Annotated in this window: 21 protein-coding genes and 1 tRNA gene; 7 read left to right on the top strand and 15 right to left on the bottom strand. The window is 64.6% G+C overall.

From position 1 onward, the window contains the following. From RJ527_01730 to RJ527_01720, 3 genes are all read left to right on the top strand, one after another. Complete coding sequence (locus RJ527_01730; GenBank protein WND76475.1) at positions 1-1,401, top strand: ribonuclease E/G; 1,401 nt, start codon at positions 1-3, stop codon at positions 1,399-1,401. A gap of 37 nt (positions 1,402-1,438) precedes the next feature. Then, positions 1,439-1,615: a DNA gyrase inhibitor YacG gene (gene yacG / locus RJ527_01725; GenBank protein ID WND77998.1), complete on the top strand. Its 177-nt coding sequence runs from the start codon at positions 1,439-1,441 to the stop codon at positions 1,613-1,615. A 165-nt stretch (positions 1,616-1,780) separates the two neighbouring features. Beyond that, positions 1,781-1,856: transfer RNA gene (locus RJ527_01720), tRNA-Phe, on the top strand. 159 nt (positions 1,857-2,015) lie between these two features. Here the strand turns inward: RJ527_01720 and RJ527_01715 are convergent. The 8 genes from RJ527_01715 to RJ527_01680 all read right to left on the bottom strand — a co-directional run bounded on the left by RJ527_01715 (position 2,016) and on the right by RJ527_01680 (position 10,874). Next, on the bottom strand, positions 2,016-2,261 hold the full coding sequence (locus RJ527_01715; GenBank protein WND76474.1) for a DUF6455 family protein: 246 nt from the start codon (positions 2,259-2,261) through the stop codon (positions 2,016-2,018). A gap of 127 nt (positions 2,262-2,388) precedes the next feature. Continuing rightward, on the bottom strand, positions 2,389-3,015 hold the full coding sequence (locus RJ527_01710; GenBank protein ID WND76473.1) for a cysteine dioxygenase: 627 nt from the start codon (positions 3,013-3,015) through the stop codon (positions 2,389-2,391). Then, on the bottom strand, positions 3,012-3,872 hold the full coding sequence (locus tag RJ527_01705) for an IclR family transcriptional regulator (GenBank protein ID WND76472.1): 861 nt from the start codon (positions 3,870-3,872) through the stop codon (positions 3,012-3,014). The genes RJ527_01710 and RJ527_01705 overlap by 4 nt, the downstream gene beginning before the upstream one ends. Then, positions 3,869-5,077 carry a CoA transferase gene (locus RJ527_01700; protein WND76471.1) on the bottom strand — a complete coding sequence of 403 codons (1,209 nt, stop codon included), beginning with the start codon at positions 5,075-5,077 and terminating at the stop codon, positions 3,869-3,871. The genes RJ527_01705 and RJ527_01700 overlap by 4 nt, the downstream gene beginning before the upstream one ends. Then, on the bottom strand, positions 5,074-6,051 hold the full coding sequence (locus tag RJ527_01695) for a hypothetical protein (protein ID WND76470.1): 978 nt from the start codon (positions 6,049-6,051) through the stop codon (positions 5,074-5,076). Before RJ527_01695 ends, RJ527_01700 begins: the two co-directional genes overlap by 4 nt. Before the next feature lie 142 nt (positions 6,052-6,193). Beyond that, a complete protein-coding gene (locus RJ527_01690) occupies positions 6,194-9,133 on the bottom strand; it encodes a molybdopterin-dependent oxidoreductase (protein ID WND76469.1) in 2,940 nt (979 codons plus the stop codon). Between the two features lie 12 nt (positions 9,134-9,145). Then, positions 9,146-9,979 (bottom strand): hypothetical protein, encoded by an 834-nt coding sequence (locus RJ527_01685; GenBank protein ID WND76468.1) that lies wholly within the window; start codon positions 9,977-9,979, stop codon positions 9,146-9,148. A gap of 25 nt (positions 9,980-10,004) precedes the next feature. Continuing rightward, positions 10,005-10,874: a TauD/TfdA family dioxygenase gene (locus RJ527_01680; GenBank protein ID WND76467.1), complete on the bottom strand. Its 870-nt coding sequence runs from the start codon at positions 10,872-10,874 to the stop codon at positions 10,005-10,007. A gap of 159 nt (positions 10,875-11,033) precedes the next feature. On the opposite strand from RJ527_01680, the gene RJ527_01675 reads away from it, so the two are divergent. Then, on the top strand, positions 11,034-11,954 hold the full coding sequence (locus tag RJ527_01675) for a LysR substrate-binding domain-containing protein (GenBank protein WND76466.1): 921 nt from the start codon (positions 11,034-11,036) through the stop codon (positions 11,952-11,954). A 3-nt stretch (positions 11,955-11,957) separates the two neighbouring features. Here RJ527_01675 and RJ527_01670 read toward each other — a convergent pair whose 3' ends face one another. Continuing rightward, positions 11,958-12,746 carry a GntR family transcriptional regulator gene (locus RJ527_01670; GenBank protein WND76465.1) on the bottom strand — a complete coding sequence of 263 codons (789 nt, stop codon included), beginning with the start codon at positions 12,744-12,746 and terminating at the stop codon, positions 11,958-11,960. A gap of 195 nt (positions 12,747-12,941) precedes the next feature. On the opposite strand from RJ527_01670, the gene RJ527_01665 reads away from it, so the two are divergent. The 3 genes from RJ527_01665 (at position 12,942) to RJ527_01655 (ending at position 17,613) form a co-directional block, all read left to right on the top strand. Then, positions 12,942-14,402 (top strand): sulfatase-like hydrolase/transferase, encoded by a 1,461-nt coding sequence (locus tag RJ527_01665; GenBank protein WND76464.1) that lies wholly within the window; start codon positions 12,942-12,944, stop codon positions 14,400-14,402. A gap of 15 nt (positions 14,403-14,417) precedes the next feature. Next, on the top strand, positions 14,418-15,227 hold the full coding sequence (locus RJ527_01660; GenBank protein ID WND76463.1) for a phosphosulfolactate synthase: 810 nt from the start codon (positions 14,418-14,420) through the stop codon (positions 15,225-15,227). An 85-nt stretch (positions 15,228-15,312) separates the two neighbouring features. Beyond that, a complete protein-coding gene (locus tag RJ527_01655) occupies positions 15,313-17,613 on the top strand; it encodes a molybdopterin-dependent oxidoreductase (GenBank protein ID WND76462.1) in 2,301 nt (766 codons plus the stop codon). Positions 17,614-17,620: 7 nt separating this feature from the next. Here the strand turns inward: RJ527_01655 and RJ527_01650 are convergent, their stop codons facing one another. From RJ527_01650 to RJ527_01625, 6 genes are all read right to left on the bottom strand, one after another. Further along, entirely contained in the window at positions 17,621-18,304 is a 684-nt protein-coding gene (locus RJ527_01650) for a haloacid dehalogenase type II (GenBank protein ID WND76461.1), read from the bottom strand. A gap of 111 nt (positions 18,305-18,415) precedes the next feature. Beyond that, on the bottom strand, positions 18,416-19,270 hold the full coding sequence (locus RJ527_01645) for a TauD/TfdA family dioxygenase (GenBank protein ID WND77997.1): 855 nt from the start codon (positions 19,268-19,270) through the stop codon (positions 18,416-18,418). Positions 19,271-19,296: 26 nt separating this feature from the next. Further along, positions 19,297-20,184 (bottom strand): ABC transporter permease, encoded by an 888-nt coding sequence (locus tag RJ527_01640; protein WND76460.1) that lies wholly within the window; start codon positions 20,182-20,184, stop codon positions 19,297-19,299. After that, on the bottom strand, positions 20,181-21,080 hold the full coding sequence (locus RJ527_01635; GenBank protein WND76459.1) for an ABC transporter permease subunit: 900 nt from the start codon (positions 21,078-21,080) through the stop codon (positions 20,181-20,183). The genes RJ527_01640 and RJ527_01635 overlap by 4 nt, the downstream gene beginning before the upstream one ends. Next, entirely contained in the window at positions 21,080-21,868 is a 789-nt protein-coding gene (locus RJ527_01630; protein WND76458.1) for an ABC transporter ATP-binding protein, read from the bottom strand. Before RJ527_01630 ends, RJ527_01635 begins: the two co-directional genes overlap by 1 nt. Positions 21,869-21,933: 65 nt before the next feature. Beyond that, positions 21,934-22,977, bottom strand: coding sequence for an ABC transporter substrate-binding protein (locus RJ527_01625; protein ID WND76457.1), 1,044 nt, complete (start codon positions 22,975-22,977; stop codon positions 21,934-21,936). Between the last annotated feature and the right edge of the window lie 263 nt (positions 22,978-23,240).

The following is a 23,240-nucleotide window of genomic DNA, read 5'->3' as shown; positions in this document are numbered from 1 at the left end:
ATGCGCGCCGACACGATCCTGATCAATGCCGGGCCGGGCGAGATGCGCGTGGCGCTGCTGGCCAAGGGCACGGTGGTCCAGGTTCTGTTCGAACGGGACATCGACGAGAGTGTCGAGGGGGCGGTATTCGCCGGGCGCGTGACGGCCATCAACCGCGATCTCAACGCCGCCTTCGTCGATATCGACGGAGCGGAACCCGGGTTCCTCGCCGCCGCCGACGCGCGGCGGTCCGGCGACCAGCGCATCAAGTCCATCACCGAAGTCCTCGGCGAAGGCGACAAGGTTCTGGTCCAGGCCGACCGCGAGGCCATGGACGGCAAGGGGCCGCGCCTGACCTGCCGCCTCGCGCTGACCGGCCGCTTCGTGACCCTGCACCTGGGCGGCGAGGGCATGAAGTTCTCGCGCTTTCTCGCCCCGGCCGAGCGCAAGGAACTGGAAGTGCTTGAGGAAATTCTGCCCGGCGACTGCGGCCTGACCTTCACCCCCGCCGCCGGCGGGGCCGAGATCGCCCAGATCTCCGCCGACCTGGATCGCCTGTTGGCCCTGCGCGACGATGTCGACGCCGCCTTCGACGACACGGTCAAGGCGCCGGAGGCCCTGCTGGCGCCGCCGGACGCCATCGAGCGCGCCCTGACCCTGGCCGGGCCGCGCTGCCGCGTCGTCGCCGACGATCCCGAGGCCCTGCGTCTGGTCAGGGATCTGGCCCCCGGCGTCAAGGCCGAGGCCTGGGCCGGCAAGACGCCCCTGTTTGAGGAATTCGGCGTCGAGGAAGCCCTCGACGGCGTGCTGTCGCCCATCGTCCCCCTGCCGTCGGGCGGGCGCGTGATCATCGCCGAAACCCCGGCGCTCACGGCCATCGACGTCGACACGGGCCAGACCAAGGGCGGGCCGCTCGGCTCCGGCTCGCCCCAGCGCTTGGCCGCCAAGGCCAACCGCGAGGCCGTGACCGTGATCGCCCGCGAACTGCGCCTGCGCAACCTGGCGGGGCAGATCGTCATCGATTTCCTGGCCATGAAGGGCAAGAAGGAACGCCTGGAAGTGCTTGCCCAACTGCGCGGCGCGCTGGCCGGCGACCCGGTCGAATGTCATGTTCTGGGTTACACGGGATTGGGCTTGGTCGAATTGACGCGCCGCCGCCGCGGCCCCTCGCTGACCCGCCTGTTGGCCCGCCCGGCCGGCCTGACGCCGGATCCCACGGCGGCGGGCCTGGCCGCACTTCGCCGCGCCCTCGCGGTGCGGGGAGCGGTGATCCGCATCGCCTGCGCCGCCGACGTGGCCGATGCCCTGGCCGGGCCGCTCAAGGACGCGCTGGACGACGCCAACACCCGCACCGGCGGGGCGATCCGGGTGGAACGTGACGGCGCCCTCGGCCCGGGGCGGTTCGAGATCACGGAGGGCTAGGGCCATGAACGAGACCAAGAGCGCCAAGATCGTGCCTCTGAAGCGCAAACCCTGCCCGATCTGCAAGAAGCCGCCGGTGACCGAATATCTGCCCTTCTGCTCCAAGCGCTGCGCCGATATCGACCTCGGCCAATGGCTCGGCGAGGGCTATCGTATCCCGACCAACCAATCCCCCGAGGATCCGGACGCCGAGGGCGAGTATACCGAGGATTAAGCCCGCGGTCCGGCCGCCCGGCAGTGGGGAAGACGTCCGGAAACACTTGAAAATCCGCGTGAAAATTCCCCGCGCGCCCGCGCTGGACAGGGCCTCGGATTTCTTCTATAAGCCACGTCTTGCCAACGGGCGGTGGCCTTTCAGGCCGTCGCCGACGCACGGTTTGCCCAGGTAGCTCAGTTGGTAGAGCATCGCACTGAAAATGCGGGTGTCGGTGGTTCAAATCCGCCCCTGGGCACCATTCCCTCCCCAAGATATTGATTTATCTCTGCGTTTCCGGCGCAGGGCCTCTGCGCGTGCCGCCCGTTATGGACGCGGGACACGGACAGACGCCACCCCCGCGAGATCCGCTCAGGCGAGCGGGTCACGCGGGGCGTCATCGTCGGAAAGGTTGTGAGGCTCAGGCCGCCTTGGCCAGGTCGTCGAACAACTGTGCGTTCGGGCAGAACCAGTGATAGTCCTGGGCGCTGTTGAGGCCTGCCAGCCAGGAAAAGCACGCGTCAGCGTTTTCGCAGGTCCGGCAGCGCGCATTGGCCAGCCGCATGCGGTCTTGCGGCACGCGGGCGTCGTCGATGTCGAGGGTTTTCAACGCTTCCGCAAGAAGCGGGGATCGGGCGGCATCGCCGCTTTCAAGAAGGTGAACCATGATGATGCTCCTCATCGTTCAGGGTGGTCATTGAGGCCACCTTAACGATCGAGCACAGGTGCGCATTGATCCAGGTCATCCGCGCCGCCGTTCTTCGCGGCGGGATGAGCCGGGATCGATGATCTCGTCAGGCGGCCGGCAGCGTCGCCCGCACGGTCGCCGAACGGTCCCAGAGGTTCGGCACGCGGGTCGAGGAATAGCCCGAGACGAAGGGTTTCACTTCGTCCGTTTCCGGCTTGAACACATGACGCGAGACCGCGCCGATGTTGGCGCCGTAAACGTGGATGCTGATCGACGGCTTGTCGGTGAAGGAATTTTCGACGACGTGGATATCGCCGATGGTCGGCGACACGGCCTCGACCTGGCCGGGTTTCAGTTCCGCCACGCCCCCGACTTGGTGCAGCTTGCCCTGGGCGTCCTGTTCGAAGCGGACTTCCTTTTCCGCCCCCCGCAGCATGCCGATCAGGCCCCAGACCGTATGGTCGTGGACGGGCGTCTTCTGGCCAGGGCCCCAGACGAAGCTGACGACCGAAAAGCGTTCCAGCGGATCGGCGTGCAGAAGATACTGTTGATAGTATTCGGGATGGGGCTGGGTGAATTCCTCGGGCAGCCAGTCGTCGCGCGACACCAGGGTGGCCAGCAGCTTGCGGCCTTCGGCGATCAGGGTTTCCTCGGTGTCGGTCTTGGAAACAAGGTTCGTCATGGCGATGACGAAATCGCGCAGCGGGGCGATGGTATCGATGGGAGCGGTCATTCGGATGCCCTTCTTTTTTCTTCCTGTTGTTGGGGGGGAGGTCGGCCGGAGGCCGGGAGAGGAGATGAGGTGGCGGCGCCAACGGCGCAAGGATTGAAAGGCGTCAGCGGCGCCGCACCGCCGGCCAGGGCGCGTTCGACGGCGCCGGCGGCTTCGGTGACCTCGACGCCCAGGGCCTTGAAGCGGCCGGGGCGCAGGCGTTCCGCCGGGCCCGAAACGCCGATGGCGGCGATCACGCCGCCGGCCGGATCGTGGATCGGGGCGGCCACGCCGCAAACCGTTTCCTGCCATTCGCCGGCGTTGACGGCGTAGCCGCGCGTGCGGATGCCCGCCATTTCCTGAAGGAAGGCCGTGGCATCGGTGATGCTTTTGGGTGTATGGGCGTGCAGGTTTTCGGCAAGCGCGCCGAGCGCCGCCTCGTTCAAGGCGGCCAACATGGCCTTGCCCGTGGCGACGCAGCGCGCGGGCGCGCGGCCGCCGATCGCGGAATAGGCGCGCACCGGCTCGGGACTTTCCAGTTTGTGCAGGTAGACCACCTCGTCCCCGTCGAGGACCGAGAGATGGACGCTTTCCCGCGTCCGCGCGAGCAGCGCCTCCATGGCCGGAAGGGCCAGCTGGCGGAGGTCGAGATGGCCGAGCATGGCCGTGCCCAGCTCCCACAGGCGGATCGCCGCCGCATAGGTGCCGGTGGCGGCGTCGCGCCGGACGTATCCCAGTTCCGTCAAGGTCTGCAACAGGCGGTGGGCGTTGCTCTTGCCCAGGTCGACCCGCGCCGCCAGTTCCGACACGCCGAGCGCGCGGTCGCTATGGGCCAGCACCTCCAAAAGCGCCATGCCGTTGACCAGGGTGTTGTTCATGCGACCACTCCGCCGGCCCGCCACCCGGCGATGTCTTCGGCGCTGAATCCGGCTTCGGCCAGGATTTCGTCGCTATGTTCGCCGACATGGGGCGGCGCGCGGTCGATGGTGCCGGTGCCGTGGGCTAGTTTGAAGCCCGGCCCGACCAGGCGCAGGGGGCCGTAGGGCGAGTCCACTTCTTGCAGGAGGCCGCGTTCCGCGACCTGGGGGTGGTCGGCGATTTCGTCGATGCCCTTCACCGTGGCGCAGGGCACGTCGGCCTGGGTCAGACGCTGTTCCCAGGTATCGGGATCGCCTTCGCGCATTGCCCCCTCGATCACGTCGCGGAGCGCGCCCGCGTTTTCCGTCCGCGCCGCCCAATCGGCGAAGCGCGGATCTTCGAGCGCATCCTCCCGGCCCAGCGCCTTCATCAGGTTGATGAACTGCTTTTCCAACAGGATCGCCAGGATGATGTAGCCGTTGCCGCAGCGGAAACGGTCGGCGGTCACCTTGCGGGTGACCGACAGGTTGCCGTATTGGCGCTGCACGAAGCCGGCGACGGTGTATTCGGTCACGTGCTGGGCCAGGAAATTGAGGGTCGAATCCAGCATGGAGACGTCGACGAACTGGCCTTGGCCGGTCTGCGTCCGCTGATGCAGAGCCGCGGAAACGGCGAAGGCGCCGGTCATCCCGCCGATCAGGTCGCAGGCGGCGAAGCCCGCGCGCATGGGCCCGCCCTCGGCCTCGCCGGTGATCGACATGATGCCGGACATCGCCTGAATCTTGCCGTCGAACGCCGCCTTGGCGCTTTCCGGTCCGCTATGGCCGAAACCGGAAACCGCGCAATAGATCAGTTTCGGATTGATCGCCTTGAGCGCCTCATAGCCCAGGCCGAAACGGTCCATCACGCCGGGGCGGAAGTTTTCCCAGACGATGTCGGCGTCCTGGACCAGGCGTTTGACGATCTCCTGGGCTTCCGGTTTTTTCAGGTCGAGGGTCAGGCTGCGTTTGTTCGCGTTGATCGACATGAAGGCCGGCGCCATGTTGCGGTCGACCCATTCCTGGCTAAGCTGGGCGCGCCGGTTGTCCTCGCCGCCGATGGGCTCGATCTTGACCACATCGGCGCCCAGCAGCCCGAACTGATAGGTTCCGAAGGGCCCGGCGAAGAAACGGGTGAAGTCGAGAACCTTGATCCCATCGAAGGGGCGGGGGCCCGTTGCGGTCATGCCTTCCCCCCGGCCGAGGCCCGTTTCAATTCCTTTTCGCGTAGTTCCTTGGCGACGATGCGGGCGTTTTCCGCCTCGGCGCGCAGCGCGGCGACTTCCTCGGGCGAGCGGCGGGCGATGTTGCAGTAGTCGCCCTTCCAATCCGGGTCGTCGGACCAGCGCAGCGGCGATTGCACCGTGGTGCGCGGGCCGATGGCGCTTTCCAGCACGCGCAGCCCCAGTTCCAGCGTCTCCGCCTGGGACGTCGGATCGTGGGGCCGGCCGGCGGCATTGCCCAGGGGAAAGTCGCTGAACAGAAAGCGCGGCACGCCGCAATACTCGACGATGTCCTTGGCGCAGCCCATGACCACCGTGGGGATTCCGTTGGCTTCCAGATGGCGGGCGATCAGGCAGAGGGTCTGGTGGCAGATCGGGCAGTTGGGGACCAGGATCGCCACGTCTGCGCCGTCTTCCCGGCAACGGTTGAGGATTTCCGGGCAATCGATATTGAGGGTGTGCTGCTGACTGCGGTTGGTCGGCGCACCGTGGAAGCGTTTCGTCAGGCCGCCGATCCGCCCGGCCGCCACGGCGTCCCGCAGGGCGGTCAGGGGAAACCAGGCGCGGGCGTCTTCCATGCTGGTGTGAATCCGGTCGATGCCGACATGGGAAATGCGCAGGTCGTGTTCTTCCGCCGTGTCGCCGGAATAGACTTGATAGAACTTGGCGGCGGAATTATAGGGCGCCCCCGGCCCCTGCGGGCCCTTGTCCGGCTGATAGGGGGCCGCCGTGGTGATGAAGGTCGCCTTCGACTGCGCCAGGGGCTTGACCAGCGGCGTGAACGGCACCTCGATGTAATGGGCCCAGACATAGGGGTTGTCATAGCCCAGCGCGAGATACCATTCCCGCGTCCGGCGCATATAAGGGACGGGTTGATCCAGTTCCGGCGCGAAGGCCAATCCGCCGTCGGTCTTCGGCGCGCTCTTACTCGATGTCATCCTCATGCCTCGTGTCTTGATCTCACGGGTCGGTCGGATCTGGTGATCCGTTTGTTCTATTATATAGAACATAGATTCTATTTTTTGGAAACGGTTTTATCTTCGGCGCCTCGCGGTTGCCCTCGCGCGTCGCCGATGCGCCCTACGTCGCCTTGGCCGATATCCGGCACATGTAGCCTTTGAGGTTGGCGTGATCCGACAACGGGTCGCGCTGGCTCTCGTCGGTCAGATAATTGACCGAGGCCCAGGGATGGAACGGCTGCGCCTTGTCCCAGCCGATGGGGATGAACACCGTGTCCATGCGGATGCCCGCGTGCAGCCAGGCCCGCGCCGTGATGCGGCCATGGTCCGTTTCGACCGTCACTTCCCGGCCGTCCTCGATGCCCAGCGCGGCCGCCTTGGCCGGGTGGACCTGCACGTAGAGGTCCGGCCACATTTCCTGCGCCTGCCAGGCGTAATGGGTCCAGGAATGGAAATGCGGGGCGGCGGGCCGGCCGGTGATCAATTGCGTGTCGAAGCCGCGGGCCTTCAGCGCGCGCGCGGGCGAGTCCATGTCCGGCTGCACGATGCGCGACGTCACCGTGTCGGCCGGGGTTTTCGCGAAGGGGCTGCGCACCGCCTCGCCGCCCGTCGTCCGCACCGCATAGGGCAGGTCGATAAGCTGTTCGCGGTCCGTATAGAACTCGGGCAGAGCGGAGAAACCGAGGGTCCGGAACTTGGCCTCCAGTGCCTCGGTCCAGAATTCCAGCTTGCCGCTTTTCGTGGGAAAACGGTGGCCCTCGGGCCGGCCCAGCGCCGTCGTGCCCTCCAGGTGCAGGGTCTCGATCTCGGGCGCGTCCTCGTCGGCCACGGGCACGCGGACCCAGCGCCAGGGCACGGAATGCAGGCGCTTCTGCGTGCAGCCCTTCATCCAGGGGTCGTTGATGCACATTTCGTCCCAGAACAGGGCTGAGTCCTTGTACTTGTCCTGGAGCACGTCGTCGAAGCCGAACCGCTTGCCCAGCTCGATCCAGATCCAGCCGTCGGCCTTGGCTTCGCCGGGCGGCTCGATCACCTTGTCGATCCAGACCACGCGGCGGTCCTCGCTGGCGCGGCTGATTTCGCCCTTTTCCACCCCTGTCGCGGCGGGCAGGACGTAATCCGCATAGGCGCTGGTTTCGTTGGCGAACAGTTCGATATGCACCAGCAGGTCGAGCGCCTTGAAGGCCTCGCGCACGCGGTCCTGATGGGGCCAGGCCGAGAGCGGGTTGTTGCAGGTGATGAAGGCGCGCAGCGGATAGGGATCGTTGGTCTGCATGGCGTCGAGCCAGCGCGCCGGGTTGACGCCGGCCATGGGCTTTTGCGGATGGCGGATGCGGTCGGCGGGCGCGTTGGCGACCACCGGGGACGGCGTGCCGAAGTTGAAGAAAGCCCCGCCCTTGCGCCCGATGTTGCCGGTGATGGCGGCCAGGAACATCAGGGCGCGGTTGGTCTGGGTGCCGTTGGCATGCTGGTTGACGCCGCGCGCCGCGAATATCACGCAGCCGTCGGCATGGGCGATTTCCTCGGCCAGGGCGCGGATTTTCGAGGCCTCAATGCCGGTGACCCCGGCGGCCCAGTCCGGCGAATAGCCCTTGGCCATCAGGTAGTCGCGCCAGACGTCCCAGCCCGCGACCCAGTTGTCGCAGAACCGCTGGTCCTGCAGATTGCATTCAAAGACGTGGTGGGCGAGGGCCAGGGCCAGCGCCAAATCCGTGCCGGGCCGGATGTCGAGCCACAGGTCGGCCTTGCTGGCCGTCACGGTCAGGCGCGGATCGACCACCACCATCTTGGCCCCGTTCTTGAGCCGCCAGTCGTTGATCATGCCGAAGTGGACGGGCCGGGATTCCGCCTGGTTGTCGCCAAAATAGACGTAGAGCGCGGCCGATCCCAGATCACCCGGGGTATAGCTGTTGCCGCTGCCGAGCATGCCGATGGTCTGATCGTAGGCGACGGCCTTGGCTTCGGAACAGAACGGTTCCGTATCGGTGAAGTTGGGCGTGCCCCACATCTGGGTGAACAGGCGGATATAGCCCTTGCGGGTCAGCGTGCCCGTGCGCGTGCCGGCGAAGATGGCGAGGGCTTCCGGGCCATGTTCATCGCGCACGGCCTCAAGCTTGGCCGCGATCTCATCCAGGGCCTGATCCCAGGTGATGGGTTCGAACTTGCCCTCGCCCCGTTCGCCGACGCGCTTCAGGGGCTGGGTCAGGCGGTCGGGGCTGTTGTGAAGCTGCAACAGGAATTGGGATTTGGGGCAAACCTTGCCCTTCCATTGCGGATCGTCCTCGTTCCCCGTCACGCGGATCACCTTGCCGTTCTTCAGGTGATATTGGGTCGGGCAGCAGTTGAAGCAGATGTTGCAGCCGCCGGGCACCACGGTGTCGGGGGTGCGCTCGGCGCGGGTCGAACGATAGGGAAAGACCACGTCGTCGGGCGTCAGCGCGCCGCGCCGGGCCGGGTCGTCGATCACCGCCGGACGGTGGCGGCCCGCCATGGTAAATCCTTCGGCGGCGGGAGCCGTGGCCTTGATGCGCTCCAGAAAGATGTTGGCGGGGTTGAGCAGGAAGGCGTCGTGGTCGACGGCCCGCCGGCCCTCGGCCTGGATCGTTTCCAGATGGTCGGCGCGGTCGCCGAAGGTGATGGCCTCGCCGGGGCAGACGGTAGCGCAGGCGGGCTTGCGCCCGACCGCGCGCCGGTCGTGGCACAGGTCGCATTTCACCGCGTGATGGTCGGTGGCGTCATAACCCATGGCGCCGTAGGGGCAGGCGATGATGCATTCGCCGCAGCCGGTGCATCGGTCTTCATCGATGCGGACGACGCCGGTGTCAGGGTCTTTGAAAATAGCCTTGGGCGCCACCGGGCAGGCGCGCAGGCAGGCGGGCCGCTCGCAATGCTGGCAGGACAGGGTCAGGAAATCGAGGGCCGGGCGCTCCAGATCGCCGAGCCAGACCACGCGGTTGCGGTTCTCGCCCGGGCCCAGGCCGTGTTCGGCCTTGCATGCGGCCTCGCAGCTTTTGCAGCCGATGCAGCGTTCCATGTCGATCATCAGGGACAGGCGGGACATCTGTGCGTTCTCCTACCAGGCCGCCAGATGCCACCAGTAGATGTCGCGTCCTTCGGCCACGTAACCGGCAAAGAACGTAACCACAATGACATGCAGGATCAGGCCGGCGAGAAACAGCCAGGCGAGCACCATGTGGACGGGCCGCCACCAGGCCTGCAGCCAGGACACGGATCGGCGGGCGCCGATCAGACGCGCCTCTTCCCGGGCCAGCCGGGCATAGGCGAGCGATTTCAAGGGGCCCCGCAGGAAATGCCGCAGGGTGGGCGAAAACAGGGCCTCGCTGGCCTGGGGGTCGAGGCGCTGTAAAAGGGTGGTCTTCCGGTCGATGAGGACGCGCAGCTTCGCTTTCAAGTCCGGATCGGCGGCCTGGAACGGCGCTGGCTTGCGCCCGAAGGTCGATGCCATGCGGGACGACACATGGACCCGCGCCACCACGCCGGTCAGGACCAGCAGCGCGAGGCACGCGGCCAGGGCCAGGGGCGGGCCCGAAAACGCGGCGGCGGCATGGAGGGAGACCAAAAACATGCCGAGCAGGCTTGCCCCCACATGCAGGATGAACAGCCGGTTGGGGATTTTGCTGTGGCCGCTCCGCTTGCCGAGGGAAAACAGGAAAGGGACCAGCAACAGGATCGCGCCGAGGGCCGCCAGAGGCTGTAGAACCTCCGTGCCCGGGTGCTGCCAGGGAGGCGGCAGGAACGGTTTGGCGGCAAGGTAGGCGAGGATCGCCAAAACCAGGGCCACGACCCAGATCAGCAGCCGCCGGTCCGTGAGGTCGGGGCGCCCGGCCGAATTGACCGGCACGGTTCCGTCAGGTTTGGTCACAGGCGTCTGCGTGGTCGTGGTCATGTCCCCAAGGTTAGGGCATTGCCGGTCACTGGGGAATATCTCCCGCGACGGCGCAGCGGATCATGTGGCGATTTTCCGACATGTCGTAATCGGCCACCGCGCGATGGCAGGTCGACCGATTGTCCCAGATCACCAGATCGCCGACGCCCCACATGTGACGGTAGATGTATTGCGGCTGTTGGCAATGCTCGAACAGCATGTCGAGGATACGGCGGCTTTCGGTGAACGACAGTTCGTTGATCCGCCGGGTGAAGCCGGGATTGACGTAGATCGCCTTTTTCCCCGTTTCCGGATGGGTGCGGATCACGGGGTGAGCCACGGGCGGCACCTTGGCCTTTTCCTCCGCCGTCAGGGGCGGGCGGTCGGGCAGGTGGGCGAAGAAGGTGTCGTAGACGTTGGTGTAGTCATGGGTCGCGGTCAGGCCGCAAAGAAACGCCTTCATGGGGTCCGACAGATCGTCATAGGCCTGCGTCATGCTGCAAAACATGGTGTCGCCGCCGTAGCTGGGGATTTCCTTGGAATGCAGGAACGATCCCTGGGTCGGCCGCGGCATGTAGGACAGGTCGGAATGCCAGTACTGCCCGGCATAGATGGCGCCGATCGGCTTGCCCGCCTTTTTGACGTTGGAGATCAGCAGGACCTCCGGGTTCTCCACCATGTTGAACTGCTTCAGGACATGGGCTTCCAGGGGGCCGAACTTCTTTGAAAGTTCGACAAGTTGGTCCGGTGTGAGGTTCTGGCCGCGCAGCACGATCACCTGATGGTCGAGAAAGGCCTGATACAGGGCCGGGAACAGGTTGTCGTAATTTCCCTCGGCGAGGCTGAGGCCCGTAATTTCGGCACCCAAGGCGCCGGTCAGGCGTTTTACCCCGAGTCCGGATTGCGTCGTGGTCATGGTTCCTTCCGGCATCGCTTGCTCCGATAGTCTCTGCGTGTGTTTGAATTTCGGGGGCAGTGTAGCGGTGCCGGACTATGCCCATGAAATACCTTTGGCAATCATGATATGCTTAAACAGCATATCAATGGATAACCCGTCATTGCCGGAGCGCGCGCCTTGAACCTGAAAGCCCTACAGTATTTTCATGCCGCCGCCCGTTACGGCAGTATCGCCCAGGCGGCGGCCCATCTGCATGTCGCGCAGCCGGCCGTCAGCCGCCTGATCCGAAAATTGGAACAGGATCTGGGGGTGCGGCTTTTGACCCGCACGGCGCAGGGGGTATCCCTGACGGGGGAGGGCGATCATCTTCTCGCCCGCACGGCCCCGATCCTGAAGTTGTTGGAGCAGACGCGGGCCGAGGTCCGCAATTGGGATCAGGAGCCGGCCGGGCCGGTGTCGGTGGCGCTGATGCCCGCGGTGGCGCCCCTGGTCGCCCCCTTATTGGTCCGCCGCGTGCGCGACCGGCACCCCAAGGTTCTGCTCAATCTGTCGGAAGGACTCGGCACCGTCATTTCCGACGGGGTGCTGACCGGGCAGTTCGACCTGGGCCTGTTCCATGCGGACCGGGAGGTGCCGTCGCTTGCGATCATCCATCTGTTGGACGAACCCATGTTCCTGATCGGACCGGAGGACGGGACGGGCGTTGACCGGGAGGCGATCGACCTCGGCGACCTTGCGGATTTCCCCCTGCTGCTGCCCGAGGCCCCCAACCCCATGCGCCGCATGATCGACCGGCTGACGGCGGACCGGGGGCTTGCCCTCGACATCCGCGAGACCGTCAATTCGACGGCGATGATCAAGGCCATGGTGGCGGCGGGGCTGGGGTACACGATCCAGAGTTACAGCTTTTTCCATGAGGAAACGCAGCAGGGCAGCCCCCGGTTCCGGGTTCAGAAGATCGAGGGCATGTCGCGCAACTGGTCGCTGGCGCGGCTAGAAGGCCGGCCCATGGGTGGCGCCGTGCTGGCCGTCGCCGGGGTTCTGACCGATATCGCCCGGAATTTCGCCGATACCCATTACCAGCCGCCGGCGGGGTAAGGCTCAGGACTTGATGCGCGTGCCCAGGTCCAGAATGTAGGGCGAGGGCGGGATAAAGAAATCCTGATAATAAATTGGCCGGGCATCGACGGAATAGGCCGTGACGTTGACCGTCGAGGCCATGGCGCCGTCGGGCCAGGCGCAGCCGCTGATGACATAGGCCGGCGGCATTTCCACGCGCAGCCGCTGACGGATGTGGTGCACCGGCATGTGATGGTGTTCGGCCATGACTTCGTGGAAATTCGCGCCGTCGAGCGTGGAGATCGGCGGATCGACCAGTTCGGGATAGCGGTCGGCCGAGGCGTAGAACACGGCGTAGATTTCCATCGCCTTGTCGATGGTGACGATGCGGTCGATGCGCACGACCTTGTCCTGGCCTTGGTCGATGGCGGCTGACCAGGGGCCCTTGTCGCGGCTGACGCGGCGGTCGATCACGCGGGTATAGACGGGCAGCAGATCATTGGGCCCGCCGTCCGCGGTGCGGAACAGGAAATGCCAGGGCTCGGCCACCTGATTTCGCAGCGAGGCGACGGTGGTGCCGCTGCCGCGGCGGCGATGAATCAGGCCGTCGTCAACGAGGCTGCGCAATGCCCGCTGCACGGTGCCGAGGGAACAGGGGGTTACCGCCGCCCATTCGCTTTCCGTCGGCAGGCGCGACCCCGGGGTCCAGAAGCCGTCGGCGATGGAGGCGGTGATCGCCTGACGCAGGCGTTCGTGCTTGGGTAGGTCGTCCTGGGCCGGCCAATAGAGCCGGAGAAACTCTCCATATCCGCCGGGCACGTCCGTCTGCATTCGTGCAAAATCTCCAAAATCATAACGGGGTGTGATCTTGTCGCATTTTTACGACGAGACGGCCACCATGACCATCCCGCTTGACAATGCAATTAACTATATAGTTATTCGATTGTCTCATCTCCAGCGCGCTTTGCGCCAAGAAACCGGCCGGTCGATCGAATATCGGCCGCCAACACAGGAAACACCGTCCAGATGGAAGCCAAGAATCTCATCATCCTGATGTCGGACGAGCATACCAAGGCCGTCACTGGCTGCTACGGCCATCCGTTCATTTCGACCCCCAATATCGATGCCCTGGCGGCCGGCGGGACGCGGTTCGACGCGGCCTACACGGTCTGTCCTGTCTGCGTTCCGGCGCGGGCCAGTTTCGCCACCGGCAAGTATGTTCATCAGATCGGGGCCTGGGACAACGCGACGCCGTTCGACGGCACGCAGGCCAACTGGCACGCGCTGTTGCGCGACCGGGGCCATCAGACCGTTTCCATCGGCAAACTGCATTTCCGCTCGGGCGAGGACGACAACGGCTTCGCCGACGAGGAACTGGCGATGCACATCATCGACGGGAAGGGCGATTTGCTGGGCCTGATCCGTGACGAGGACACGCCGAAGCGCGGTGCGTCATGGAAGATGGCCAAGCTGGCCGGCCCGGGCGAGAGCATGTACACGCGCTATGACCGCGACATCACGGCCCGCGCGCAGTCCTGGCTGTACGAGGAAGCGCCCAAGCATACGGACAAGCCCTGGGTGCTGTTCGTGTCCTTCGTGGCCCCGCATTTCCCGCTGACGGCGCCGTCGGAACATTTCTACCGCTATTACAACCGGGACCTGCCACCGCCCAAGCTCTATGACAAGCGCAATGCGCCGATCCATCCCTACATCGACGACTACCGATCGATCTTCACCTATGATGAGCACTTCAAGACGCCGGACATGGTCAAGCGCGCGCAGGCGGGCTATCTCGGACTGATCTCCTTCATGGACGAACAGATCGGCCTGATCCTGGCGGCCATGGCGGATGCGGGCCTATCGTCGGACACCCGCGTCCTCTACACCACCGACCACGGCGACAACATGGGCAACCGGGGGGCCTGGGGTAAATCGGTGATGTACGAGGAAGCCGCCGCCGTGCCGCTGATCCTCTCGGGCCCGGACATCCCCAAGGGCAAGGTCGTGAAGACGCCGGCCACCCATTGTGACATCTATCCCTTCATCATGGATTGCGTCGGTGCCGCCGACGGCGAAACCCTGCCGGATGACCTGCCGGGCACCAACCTGATGGACCTGGCGGCCGGGGCCGAGCCCGACCGCGTCGCCTTTTCCGAATACCACGGCATGGGATCGAAAACGGCGGCCTTCCTGGTCCGCAAGGGCGACTGGAAGCTGGTCCATTACGAGGACTATCCCGACCAGTTGTTCAATCTGGCCGACGATCCCGAGGAACTTTCCGATCTGGCGGGCGACCCGGCCAACGCCGCGGTCATGGCCGATCTGGCGGCGGAACTGCGGAAAATCTGCGACCCCGCCGCCGTCGACAAGGCCGCGCGCAAGACCCAGGCCCGCATGATTGTTGAAAACGGCGGCAAGGACGCCATCATCAAGCGGGGCGACCTGGGCTTTTCCGTGCCGCCCGGCGTGCAGCCGATGTTCGACTAACCCAGGAGACGACCAATGACCGCCAACGTTCCTTTTTCCATGGTGCCCCTGCCTACGGTGCGCTCTCAAAAGCCGCGTAAGACCGGCCTGACCATGATGATGGACTGGGGCCTGCCCATGAACCGGGTGGCCGATTACATGGACCTGCTGGCCCCCTATGTGGATCTGGCGAAGATCGTGGTCGGCACGGCGCGGCTGTATCCCGAGGACTACCTGGTCAAGAAGCTGGCGCTGTATAAATCCTATGACGTGACGCCGTTCCTGGGTGGGCAGTTTTCCGAATACGTGTTCGCGACCCAGGGCTGGTCGGCCATGCCGGGCTTCTTCGCCGAGGCCAAGCGGCTCGGCTTCGACGCGCTGGAGGTCTCCGACAACTGCGTGCCGCTGGACGACAATGAGCGCGCCAAGATGATCAAGATGGCCATCGCCGAGGGCCTGGAAGTCCACGGCGAAGTCGGATCGAAGGTCGTCAACCAGACGCCCCAGGACCTGATCGATCAGACCCAGGTCTGTTTCGACGCCGGCTGCGAGATCGTTCTGGTCGAAGGGGCCGAACTGGTCACCGACGGCAAGGTCAACGAGGCCATGATGTCGGCCTTGAAGGACGGTCTGGACCTGGAACGCACGTTGCTGGAACTGACCGGCCCCTGGATCAAGGGGGTGACCCTCAACGACGTGTTCGAGTTGAAGAAGTTCCTGCTGGGCGAATTCGGACCCGAGGTGAACCTGGCCAACGTCCAGCCTGATGACGTGATGGAGACCGAGGCCCAGCGCTGCGGGCTGTCCGTGGTCGGGCCCAAGACGCGGGCCGAAGCGGCGGAATAGCCGCTTTTCCATTGTATACAATTTACAGGCGGGGCATCCGCGCGTTATCGTCGTGTCCCGAGCACGAGACCACGGACGATCTCCCATGTACAAAACACACGGATCCCACTGGGGGGCGTTCGAAGCCCGCGCCGAAGACAACCGCATCGTCGATATCCGGCCCCTTGCCGGCGATCCCGACCCGTCGCCGATCCTGGACGGCATGGCCGAGGGCGTGCATCACGATTGCCGCGTCAAGGCGCCGGCCATCCGCGAGGGCTGGCTGAAGCACCGCGACCGGGCGCGGGGCGGCGGCCGTTTCGTCGAGGTGCCCTGGGACGAGGCGCTCGACATCGTCGCCGAGGAACTGCGGCGGGTGAAGGACGCCCACGGCAACGAAGCGATCTTCGCCGGGTCCTACGGCTGGTCCAGCGCCGGGCGTTTCCATCACGCCAAGACCCAGATGCAGCGTTTCATGAACTGCTTCGGCGGTTACACGGGGCAGAAGCACAGCTATTCACTGGCCGCCGGGTTGGCCATTCTGCCGCATATCGTGGGCGACCTGGCGCCGCTGCGGGGATTGACCGCCTGGGACTCCATCGCCGAGGCGACGGACACTCTGGTCGCCTTCGGCGGCATTCCCATCCGCAACACGCAGGTGGAACCGGGGGGCACCGCTTCCCACACCACCGTGCCCTGGCTGAAGAAGTTGGCCGCGCGCGGCACGCATGTGGTCAGCATCACGCCGCTCCGCGACGACACACCCGATTTCCTGAACGCCGAATGGATCGCCCCCCGGCCCAACACGGACGTGGCCCTGATGCTGGGCCTGGCCCATACGATCGTGACGGAAGACTTGTACGATGCCGAATTTCTCGCGACCTATGCGGTCGGCGGCGACCGTTTCCTCGCCTATGTGACGGGCGCGGCGGACGGCCAGGCGAAATCCGCCGATTGGGCGGCCGAAATCTGCGACGTGCCGGCGGACACGATCCGGGCACTCGCCCGCCGCATGGCGGCGGGCCGCACCATGATCGCCACCAGCTATTCCCTGCAACGCGGCGACCATGGCGAGCAGACGTTCTGGATGACCATGGCCTTGGCTTGTTTGCTGGGCCAGATCGGCCTGCCGGGCGGCGGTTTCGGCTTCGGTTACGGCAGCATGCACGGCCAGGGAAATCCCGTGCCCAAGATGCCGTCGCTGACCCATTCCGCCGGCACCAACCCGACCGGCAGCTTCATTCCCGTGGCGCGGGTCACGGACCTGTTGCTGAACCCGGGCGCGGAATACGATTTCGACGGCGAACGGCGGACCTATCCGGATACCAAGCTGATCTACTGGTGCGGCGGCAACCCGTTCCACCATCACCAGGACCTCAATCGCCTGCTCGACGGCTGGCGGCGGCCCGACACGGTGATCGTCAACGAGCCCTGGTGGACGCCCACGGCCAAGCTCGCCGACATCGTTCTGCCCGCCACGACGACGCTGGAGCGCAACGACATCGGTCATTCGTCCCGCGACCGTTTCCTGGTCGCGATGAAGCAGATCGTCACGCCGCAATTCGGCGCGCGCAACGATTTCGACATCTTCCGGGGCCTGGCCCAGCGTTTGGATATCGAAGCCGCCTTCACCGAAGGCCGCGACGAGGACGCCTGGCTGCGCCATCTCTATGATCAGGCCCGCGAGGGCGCCGGTCCGCTGGCCAACCGCATGCCCGATTTTGATGCGTTCTGGGAAGAGGGAATCCTGGAACTGGAAGCGCCCGAGAAGCCGCATGTGGTCTACGAGGCGTTTCGCGCCGACCCCGCCGCCAATCCCCTGCCGACGCCGTCGGGCAAGTTCGAAATCTTTTCCGAGGAAATCGCCGGCTTTGGCTATGACGACTGCCCGGGCCATCCGGTGTGGCGGGAGCCGGCGGAATGGCTGGGCGGGGCCGAGGCGAAGACTTGGCCGCTGCACCTGATTTCCAACCAGCCAAAACACAAGCTGCATTCCCAGCTCGATTTCGTCGGCCCCAGCCGCGCCGCCAAACAGGACGGGCGGGAGCCCGTGTTCCTGTCGCCCGGCGACGCCCAGGCGCGAGGCATTCAGGATGGCGATTTGGTGCGGCTCTATAACGGCCGGGGGGAAACCCTGGCCGTTGCGGTCATCAGCGACGACGTGCGGGACGGCGTGGCGCAGCTGCCGACGGGGGCCTGGTTCGACCCGGCCGACTGGGCGGCGGCGGGTGCCCTGGAACGGCACGGCAACCCCAACGTCCTGACCCTGGACAAGGGCACGTCCAAGCTGGGCCAGGGTCCGATTTCCCACACCACCCTGGTCGAGGTCGAGAAATTCGAGGGGCGGGCGGAAGCGCCGGAGCCCTTCCGATTGCCGGAGGTGGTGGCCCTGCCCGCCGCTGAATAGACGAAACTTAGAGCAGCTTCAGAACACCCTTGAGGTCCTTGCCCTGATAGGTCGGACCCAAGGCCGGGTCCATGGGCAGATCGCCGGTGCGGTTGGACCAGTAGCAGGTCATGCCGTAGGCGATGGCCCCGACCACGTCGCCGGCACCCCCCGCGACATGCAGGATGTCCTTCGATCCGATGCCGAGCACGCGGGTCGGCAGTTCGTAGACCGAGGGATGGGGTTTGTAGAAGCCCGCCGTTTCCGACGACAGCACATGGTCGAAAGCGCCGGGGCCGAACACGCCGGCGACGCTGTCCAATTGGTCCTGGTCGCCGTTGGACAGGATCGCCGTGGCGTAGCCCTTTTTCTTGATCGCCTGCATCACCGCCGGGGCCTCGGGCCAGGGCGTCAGGGTGCCCCAGCCGGCGACCAGTTTCCGTTTCGTCGCGGCATCCACCTTCTTGCCGGACTTGCCGAGCGCATAGTCGAGACCGATGGCCGTGCAGTCCTTGAACGGCATGCGTCCCTTGCCGAGGGAGTTGCTGGCCGCGGCGCGGCTCATCTGCACCTGGCGCCAGGTGCGGGAAAAGGCGGCGGCCTTGTCCTTCCGCATGCCCAGGGTTTGCTGCACGATGGCGGTCAGGCTCGACTGGATGTCGAGCAGGGCCGAAAAGACGTCGAAGGTGACGAGTTTGTAGGGCTGGGTCATGGCGGTCTCCTTGGTGTTCTTGCGGGGGCGTTCCGGGCAAAAGGATACCCTCTCCTCGGGCCGAGGAGAGGGTTTGAATGTTCACATATTCGCTATTGGGCTCGGTTGCTCTTAGACCGGGCGCGTGCCGCGGACGGTGGTCCGGTGCATGGAGCGTTCTTGGCTGAGGTCATAGTCCGTGGCCCGGTGCATGGTGCAGCGGTTGTCCCACATCACCACGTCGCCCTGCTGCCATTTGTGGCGGTAGACGAACTGGTCCTGGGTCGAATGCTCGAACAGGTGTTCCAGAAGGTCGCGGCTTTCGTTGTCGCCCATGCCTTCGACGCGCGAGGTGAAGCCTTCGTTGACGAAGATGGCCTTCTTGCCCGTTTCCGGGTGGGTGCGGGCGATCGGGTGGATGACATCGACCCACTGCGACAGTTCTTCCTCGGTCTTCACCGGGCGCACGCCGGCGTTCATCATGGCTTCGTAGCGGGTGCGGTAGGTATGAACGGCCTTGAGGCCTTCGATCTTCGCCTTGGTGGCGTCGTCGAGGGCGTCATAGGCGGCCGTCATGTCCGCGTAGAGGGTGTCGCCACCCTCCGGCGGGGTGATCAGGCCATGCAGGATGGAGCCCATGGGCGGGACGTCTTCGTAAGTGATGTCCGAATGCCAATAGGCGCCGCCGTTGTTGATGGGCTGCGCCCCGCCCCGGCCCCGGTTCGACAGAACCAGGATCTCGGGGAATTCGGGGTGCAGGATTTCCTTCACCGTGTGACGTTGCAGGTCCCCGAAGCGGCGGGAATATTCCAGGTGCCGCTCCATGGTCAGGTCCTGCTGGCCCCGGACCACGAGAACCGGATAGGCCATCCACGCCTTGTGCAGGTCGGCGATGGTTTGGTCGTCCAGGTCCATGTTGAGGTCGAGGCCCACGACTTCCGCCGCCAATGGATTGTCGAGCGGCTTCACGGGGATTTGGATGGTCATGGTCACGGGATGGTCTCCGAGGTTTGTTAGCGCTGCATACCCCAGCGGCTGACGGTCTTCAGCTCGATGTTGCGGAAGATCAGGTTTTCCACGGTGATCCCAATGAGGATGACCATGAACAGGCCGGCGAACACACCTTCGGTCTCGATGTTCTGAGACGATTCGAAGATGTACCAGCCCAGCCCGCCACCGCCCGACGAGGCGCCGAACACAAGTTCGGCCCCGATCAGGGTGCGCCAGGCAAAGGCCCAGCCGACCTTCATCCCGGTCATGATCGACGGCAATGCCGCCGGAACCAGGATTTTGACCACGAAGGAAACGCCCGTGAGGCCATAGTTCTCACCGATCATGCGCAGCGTGCTCGACACGTTCTTGAACCCGGAATGGGTGTTGAGCGCGACCGCCCACAAAACCGCATGGACCAGCACGAAGACCAGGCTGCCGGTGCCGAGACCGAACCACAGCATGGCCAGCGGCAGCATGGCGATGGACGGCAGCGGGTTGAACATGGCGGTGGCCATGGCGATGAAGTCGCCGCCGAGACGGCTCGACGTGCCCCATAGGACCAGGACAGCGGCGATGGCCATGCCGGTGGCATAACCAATCAGCAAAACCTTGACCGAGAACCAGACCTTCGCGGGAAGGTCCCCGTCGACGAGATCCGTGACAAGCCGGTCCAGAGCGGACAGGAACGTCGGGAACATCAGGGGCTCGACATTCATGAGCACCGTATAGGCCTGCCATACGGCGACCAGGCTGAACAGAATGAAAGCCTTACGGACGCCGTTGATGTTCCAGAGTTTCTCGAAAAGGGACAGTTTAACGGCGACGTCGCCGGTATGGGCAAGGGCGATGTCTTCGTTGATGAACTCAGGCCGTATGACCGGTTCGGGAAGGGTTCTTTGAGTGCTCATGACGATTGCATCCCCCAACGCCGGATGGTCCGTGTTTCGATCGTCGAGAAAATCAGGCTCTCGACCAGCACGCCGACCAGAATGACCGTGAACAGACCCGCGAAGACGTAGGGAATCTGCATGTCCATCTGGTTCGCGAAGACGAACCAGCCGAGCCCGCCGGACTGCGTGCCCGAGGTATCGGCGATAGCGCCGCCGAACACCAGTTCGGCCGCGATCAGGGTCCGCCAGGCATAGGCCCAGCCGACCTTGAGCCCCATCAGGATGGACGGGAAGGCCGCCGGAATCAGTAGTTTGACCACGTAGGAGACACCCTTGAGGCCGTAGTTGCGGCCGACCATGCGTTGGGTGTCGGAGACCCCCATGAAGCCCGTATGGGCGTTCAGCGCGACCGGCCAGATGACCGAATGCAGAAGCGTGAACACCACCGAGTTCGACCCCAGCCCGAACCACAACAACGCCAAAGGCAACAATGCGATGGCGGGAAGCGGATTGAGCATGGCCGTCAGCGTCGACAGGACGTCGCTGCCGAACCGGGTCATGATGGCGGCCGTCGTCAGAAGCGTGGCGATGACCAGACCGATGACGTAGCCGGTCAGCAGCACGGACATCGAATTCTTGATCATGATCAGAAGCTGATCGTTGACCAGGGAGTCATAAAGGGCCATGGCCGTGTCGGAAAACTTGGGCAGGATGTATTCGGACACGCCCGACAACCGGGTGTAGATCTCCCAAACCAGCATGAGCGCGATAAGGATGGTCAGCTTGCGCATGCCATCCATGTCGACCAGCTTTTCCCACAGCGACAGCTTGCGGGCGACGTCGCCGTGGGAGGCTGCGGACAGGTCTCCGGCGTCGAATTCGGGCCGGACGACCGTTTGCGGAAGTGTGCTCATCAGCGCTCGGCCTCGGCCGCCGCCAGTTCGTCTTCCAGGATGCGGTCCGCGAACAGCATGTTGTGGATCTTGGTCTTCAGTTCCCCGAATTCCGGATCACCCGTGCTGGCGTGGGTCAGGTGGTGGGCATTCAATTCCGCCTTCACCTGGCCCGGATGGGGCGACAGCACCAGAATGCGCGAGCCGACGATCAAGGCTTCCTCGATGGAATGGGTGACGAACAGCACCGTGAAGTGCGTGTCTTCCCACAGTTGAAGCAGTTCTTCCTGCATCTGCAGACGCGTCAGTGCGTCAAGCGCCGCGAAGGGTTCGTCCATCAAGAGGATGTCCGGTTCCATGGCCATGCCGCGGGCGATGGCCACGCGCTGTTTCATGCCGCCGGACAACATGTGCGGATAAGTGTCCTCGAACCGGTCGAGCTTCACCTTCTTGATGTACTCCATGGCGACCTCATCGGCATCCGATTGGGTCTTACACTTGCCGCCGTTCATCAGCGCGAAGGTGATGTTCTCCTTGACCGTCTTCCAGGGCAAAAGCTGGTCGAATTCCTGGAACACCATGACCCGATCAGGGCCCGGTTCCTTGATGTCGACCCCTTTCAGCCGCATGTTGCCTTCGACCGGCTTGAGATAGCCGGCGACCCCTTTCAGGAGGGTCGACTTGCCGCAGCCCGACGGGCCGAGCAGGACGAAGCGATCCGCAGGATAAACCTTGAAACCGACCCGGTAGGTGGCCGTGATCAGGTGTTCCTTGGTCTTGTACTGAAGTGTGACACCGTCGACATCCAAGAGGGGGTCAACGGCGGCCGCGGCGGGGGAGTTCCCCGCCGCGGTGTGGGCGCCTTGATTCATGGTTAGCTACCACTCAGATCGTGGTTGTTTTCCCAGTAATAGTCTTTCCAGGAAGACGGCATGTTCTTGATGGAGCCGATGGAGTGCATGAACCGGGCAAACTCCATGGTCCGGCTGGGCATGATCGAGTAGTGCATTTCGCCCTTGTCCTTGATCATCGCCTTGACGTCTTCAAGCGGCAACTTGGACTTGGTGAACTTGTGGAACAACTCGGCGGCGCGGTCCGTGTCCTCGTTGATCCACTTGGCGGCCGTGCGGAAGGAGTCGCCGACGCACTTGAACAGCTTCGGGTTGTCGTTCTTCCACTTCTCGGTGTTGTACAGGGCGACGGTGGAATGTTCTCCGCCCAGCACGTCATAAGAAGTCATGACCGTGTGGACCTTGCCGGTCTTAATTTCCTGATAGGACGTCGGCAGGGTGGCGAAATGGCTTTTCACCGCCTGTCCGCCGGCCAGCAGCGCCGCCGCAGCGGACGGATGCTTCATGGAGACGGTGATGTCGTCCAGCTTGAACGCTTCGTTGGCGCCCCACTTCTTGGCCGCGGCCATCTGCAGGACCACCGCCTGGATCGACACCTTCACCGAAGGCGTGGCGATCTTGTGATCGGTCAGGCCGACGTAGTCTTCCAGCTTTTTGATTTTGGGATCGTTGGTGTTCAGCTTCAGCGGCATGGCCGACAAGGTCGCGATGGCCTTGACGTTGATGCGGCCCTTGGTCTTGTCCCACAGCTTGAGCAGCGGGCCGACGCCGCCGGCGGCGAAGTCGACGTTGTTGGACAGAAGCGCCTGGTTCACGGCGGCGCCGCCCGAGAAGCGGTGCATGGTGACCTTGATGTCGCCCAGGCCGGCATCCTTGGCGCAGGTTTCGACCATCTTGTGGTCAACGACCACGTGCTGGGGCAGGTAAAGCAGGCCGAACTGCTGCGCGAAGCGGACTTCGTTCGTTTCTGCCTTGGCCGGGGCGGCGCTGCCGGCCGTAAAGGCCAATGCGACGGCGCCGCAAACGGCCGCGGATACGGCCTTACGTGTAAAGCTTCTGTTGGTCATGATTTTCGTCCTCCCTGATGACGATGTTTGGTCTGTCATGGAACGGGTTTCGATGCCGCGTTGTGCCCGACGAACCTCGCTGTCCGATCGGTAGGGACGCTTACTGCCGCGCCTGATCCCGCATCCCAACCCCCTGGGACTTGCGGTGCGGAAGGGCGGAGCGTCTTGTTGGCTATTCGTCCCTGGCATCACAGGTATTAAGACTATCGGGAAAAATCCGATATTCCTATATAGTTTTTCGAAATTTCCCCCGATATAGTGCC

This window comes from Thalassospiraceae bacterium LMO-SO8 (genome assembly GCA_031655335.1).
In the GTDB taxonomy this organism is placed as follows: domain Bacteria; phylum Pseudomonadota; class Alphaproteobacteria; order Rhodospirillales; family Casp-alpha2; genus UBA1479.
Note: the sequence above shows the minus strand (reverse complement) of the source record. Positions and strands in the feature narration are given on the sequence as shown.

Coding starts and splice junctions, on each gene's coding strand:
- RJ527_01730 (WND76475.1), top strand. CDS start 1: ATGCGCGCCGACACGATCCTGATCAATGCCGGGCCGGGCGAGATGCGC.
- RJ527_01715 (WND76474.1), bottom strand. CDS start 2,261: ATGGTTCACCTTCTTGAAAGCGGCGATGCCGCCCGATCCCCGCTTCTT.
- RJ527_01710 (WND76473.1), bottom strand. CDS start 3,015: ATGACCGCTCCCATCGATACCATCGCCCCGCTGCGCGATTTCGTCATC.
- RJ527_01705 (WND76472.1), bottom strand. CDS start 3,872: ATGAACAACACCCTGGTCAACGGCATGGCGCTTTTGGAGGTGCTGGCC.
- RJ527_01700 (WND76471.1), bottom strand. CDS start 5,077: ATGACCGCAACGGGCCCCCGCCCCTTCGATGGGATCAAGGTTCTCGAC.
- RJ527_01695 (WND76470.1), bottom strand. CDS start 6,051: ATGACATCGAGTAAGAGCGCGCCGAAGACCGACGGCGGATTGGCCTTC.
- RJ527_01690 (WND76469.1), bottom strand. CDS start 9,133: ATGTCCCGCCTGTCCCTGATGATCGACATGGAACGCTGCATCGGCTGC.
- RJ527_01685 (WND76468.1), bottom strand. CDS start 9,979: ATGACCACGACCACGCAGACGCCTGTGACCAAACCTGACGGAACCGTG.
- RJ527_01680 (WND76467.1), bottom strand. CDS start 10,874: ATGACCACGACGCAATCCGGACTCGGGGTAAAACGCCTGACCGGCGCC.
- RJ527_01670 (WND76465.1), bottom strand. CDS start 12,746: ATGCAGACGGACGTGCCCGGCGGATATGGAGAGTTTCTCCGGCTCTAT.
- RJ527_01665 (WND76464.1), top strand. CDS start 12,942: ATGGAAGCCAAGAATCTCATCATCCTGATGTCGGACGAGCATACCAAG.
- RJ527_01660 (WND76463.1), top strand. CDS start 14,418: ATGACCGCCAACGTTCCTTTTTCCATGGTGCCCCTGCCTACGGTGCGC.
- RJ527_01655 (WND76462.1), top strand. CDS start 15,313: ATGTACAAAACACACGGATCCCACTGGGGGGCGTTCGAAGCCCGCGCC.
- RJ527_01650 (WND76461.1), bottom strand. CDS start 18,304: ATGACCCAGCCCTACAAACTCGTCACCTTCGACGTCTTTTCGGCCCTG.
- RJ527_01645 (WND77997.1), bottom strand. CDS start 19,270: ATGACCATCCAAATCCCCGTGAAGCCGCTCGACAATCCATTGGCGGCG.
- RJ527_01640 (WND76460.1), bottom strand. CDS start 20,184: ATGAGCACTCAAAGAACCCTTCCCGAACCGGTCATACGGCCTGAGTTC.
- RJ527_01635 (WND76459.1), bottom strand. CDS start 21,080: ATGAGCACACTTCCGCAAACGGTCGTCCGGCCCGAATTCGACGCCGGA.
- RJ527_01625 (WND76457.1), bottom strand. CDS start 22,977: ATGACCAACAGAAGCTTTACACGTAAGGCCGTATCCGCGGCCGTTTGC.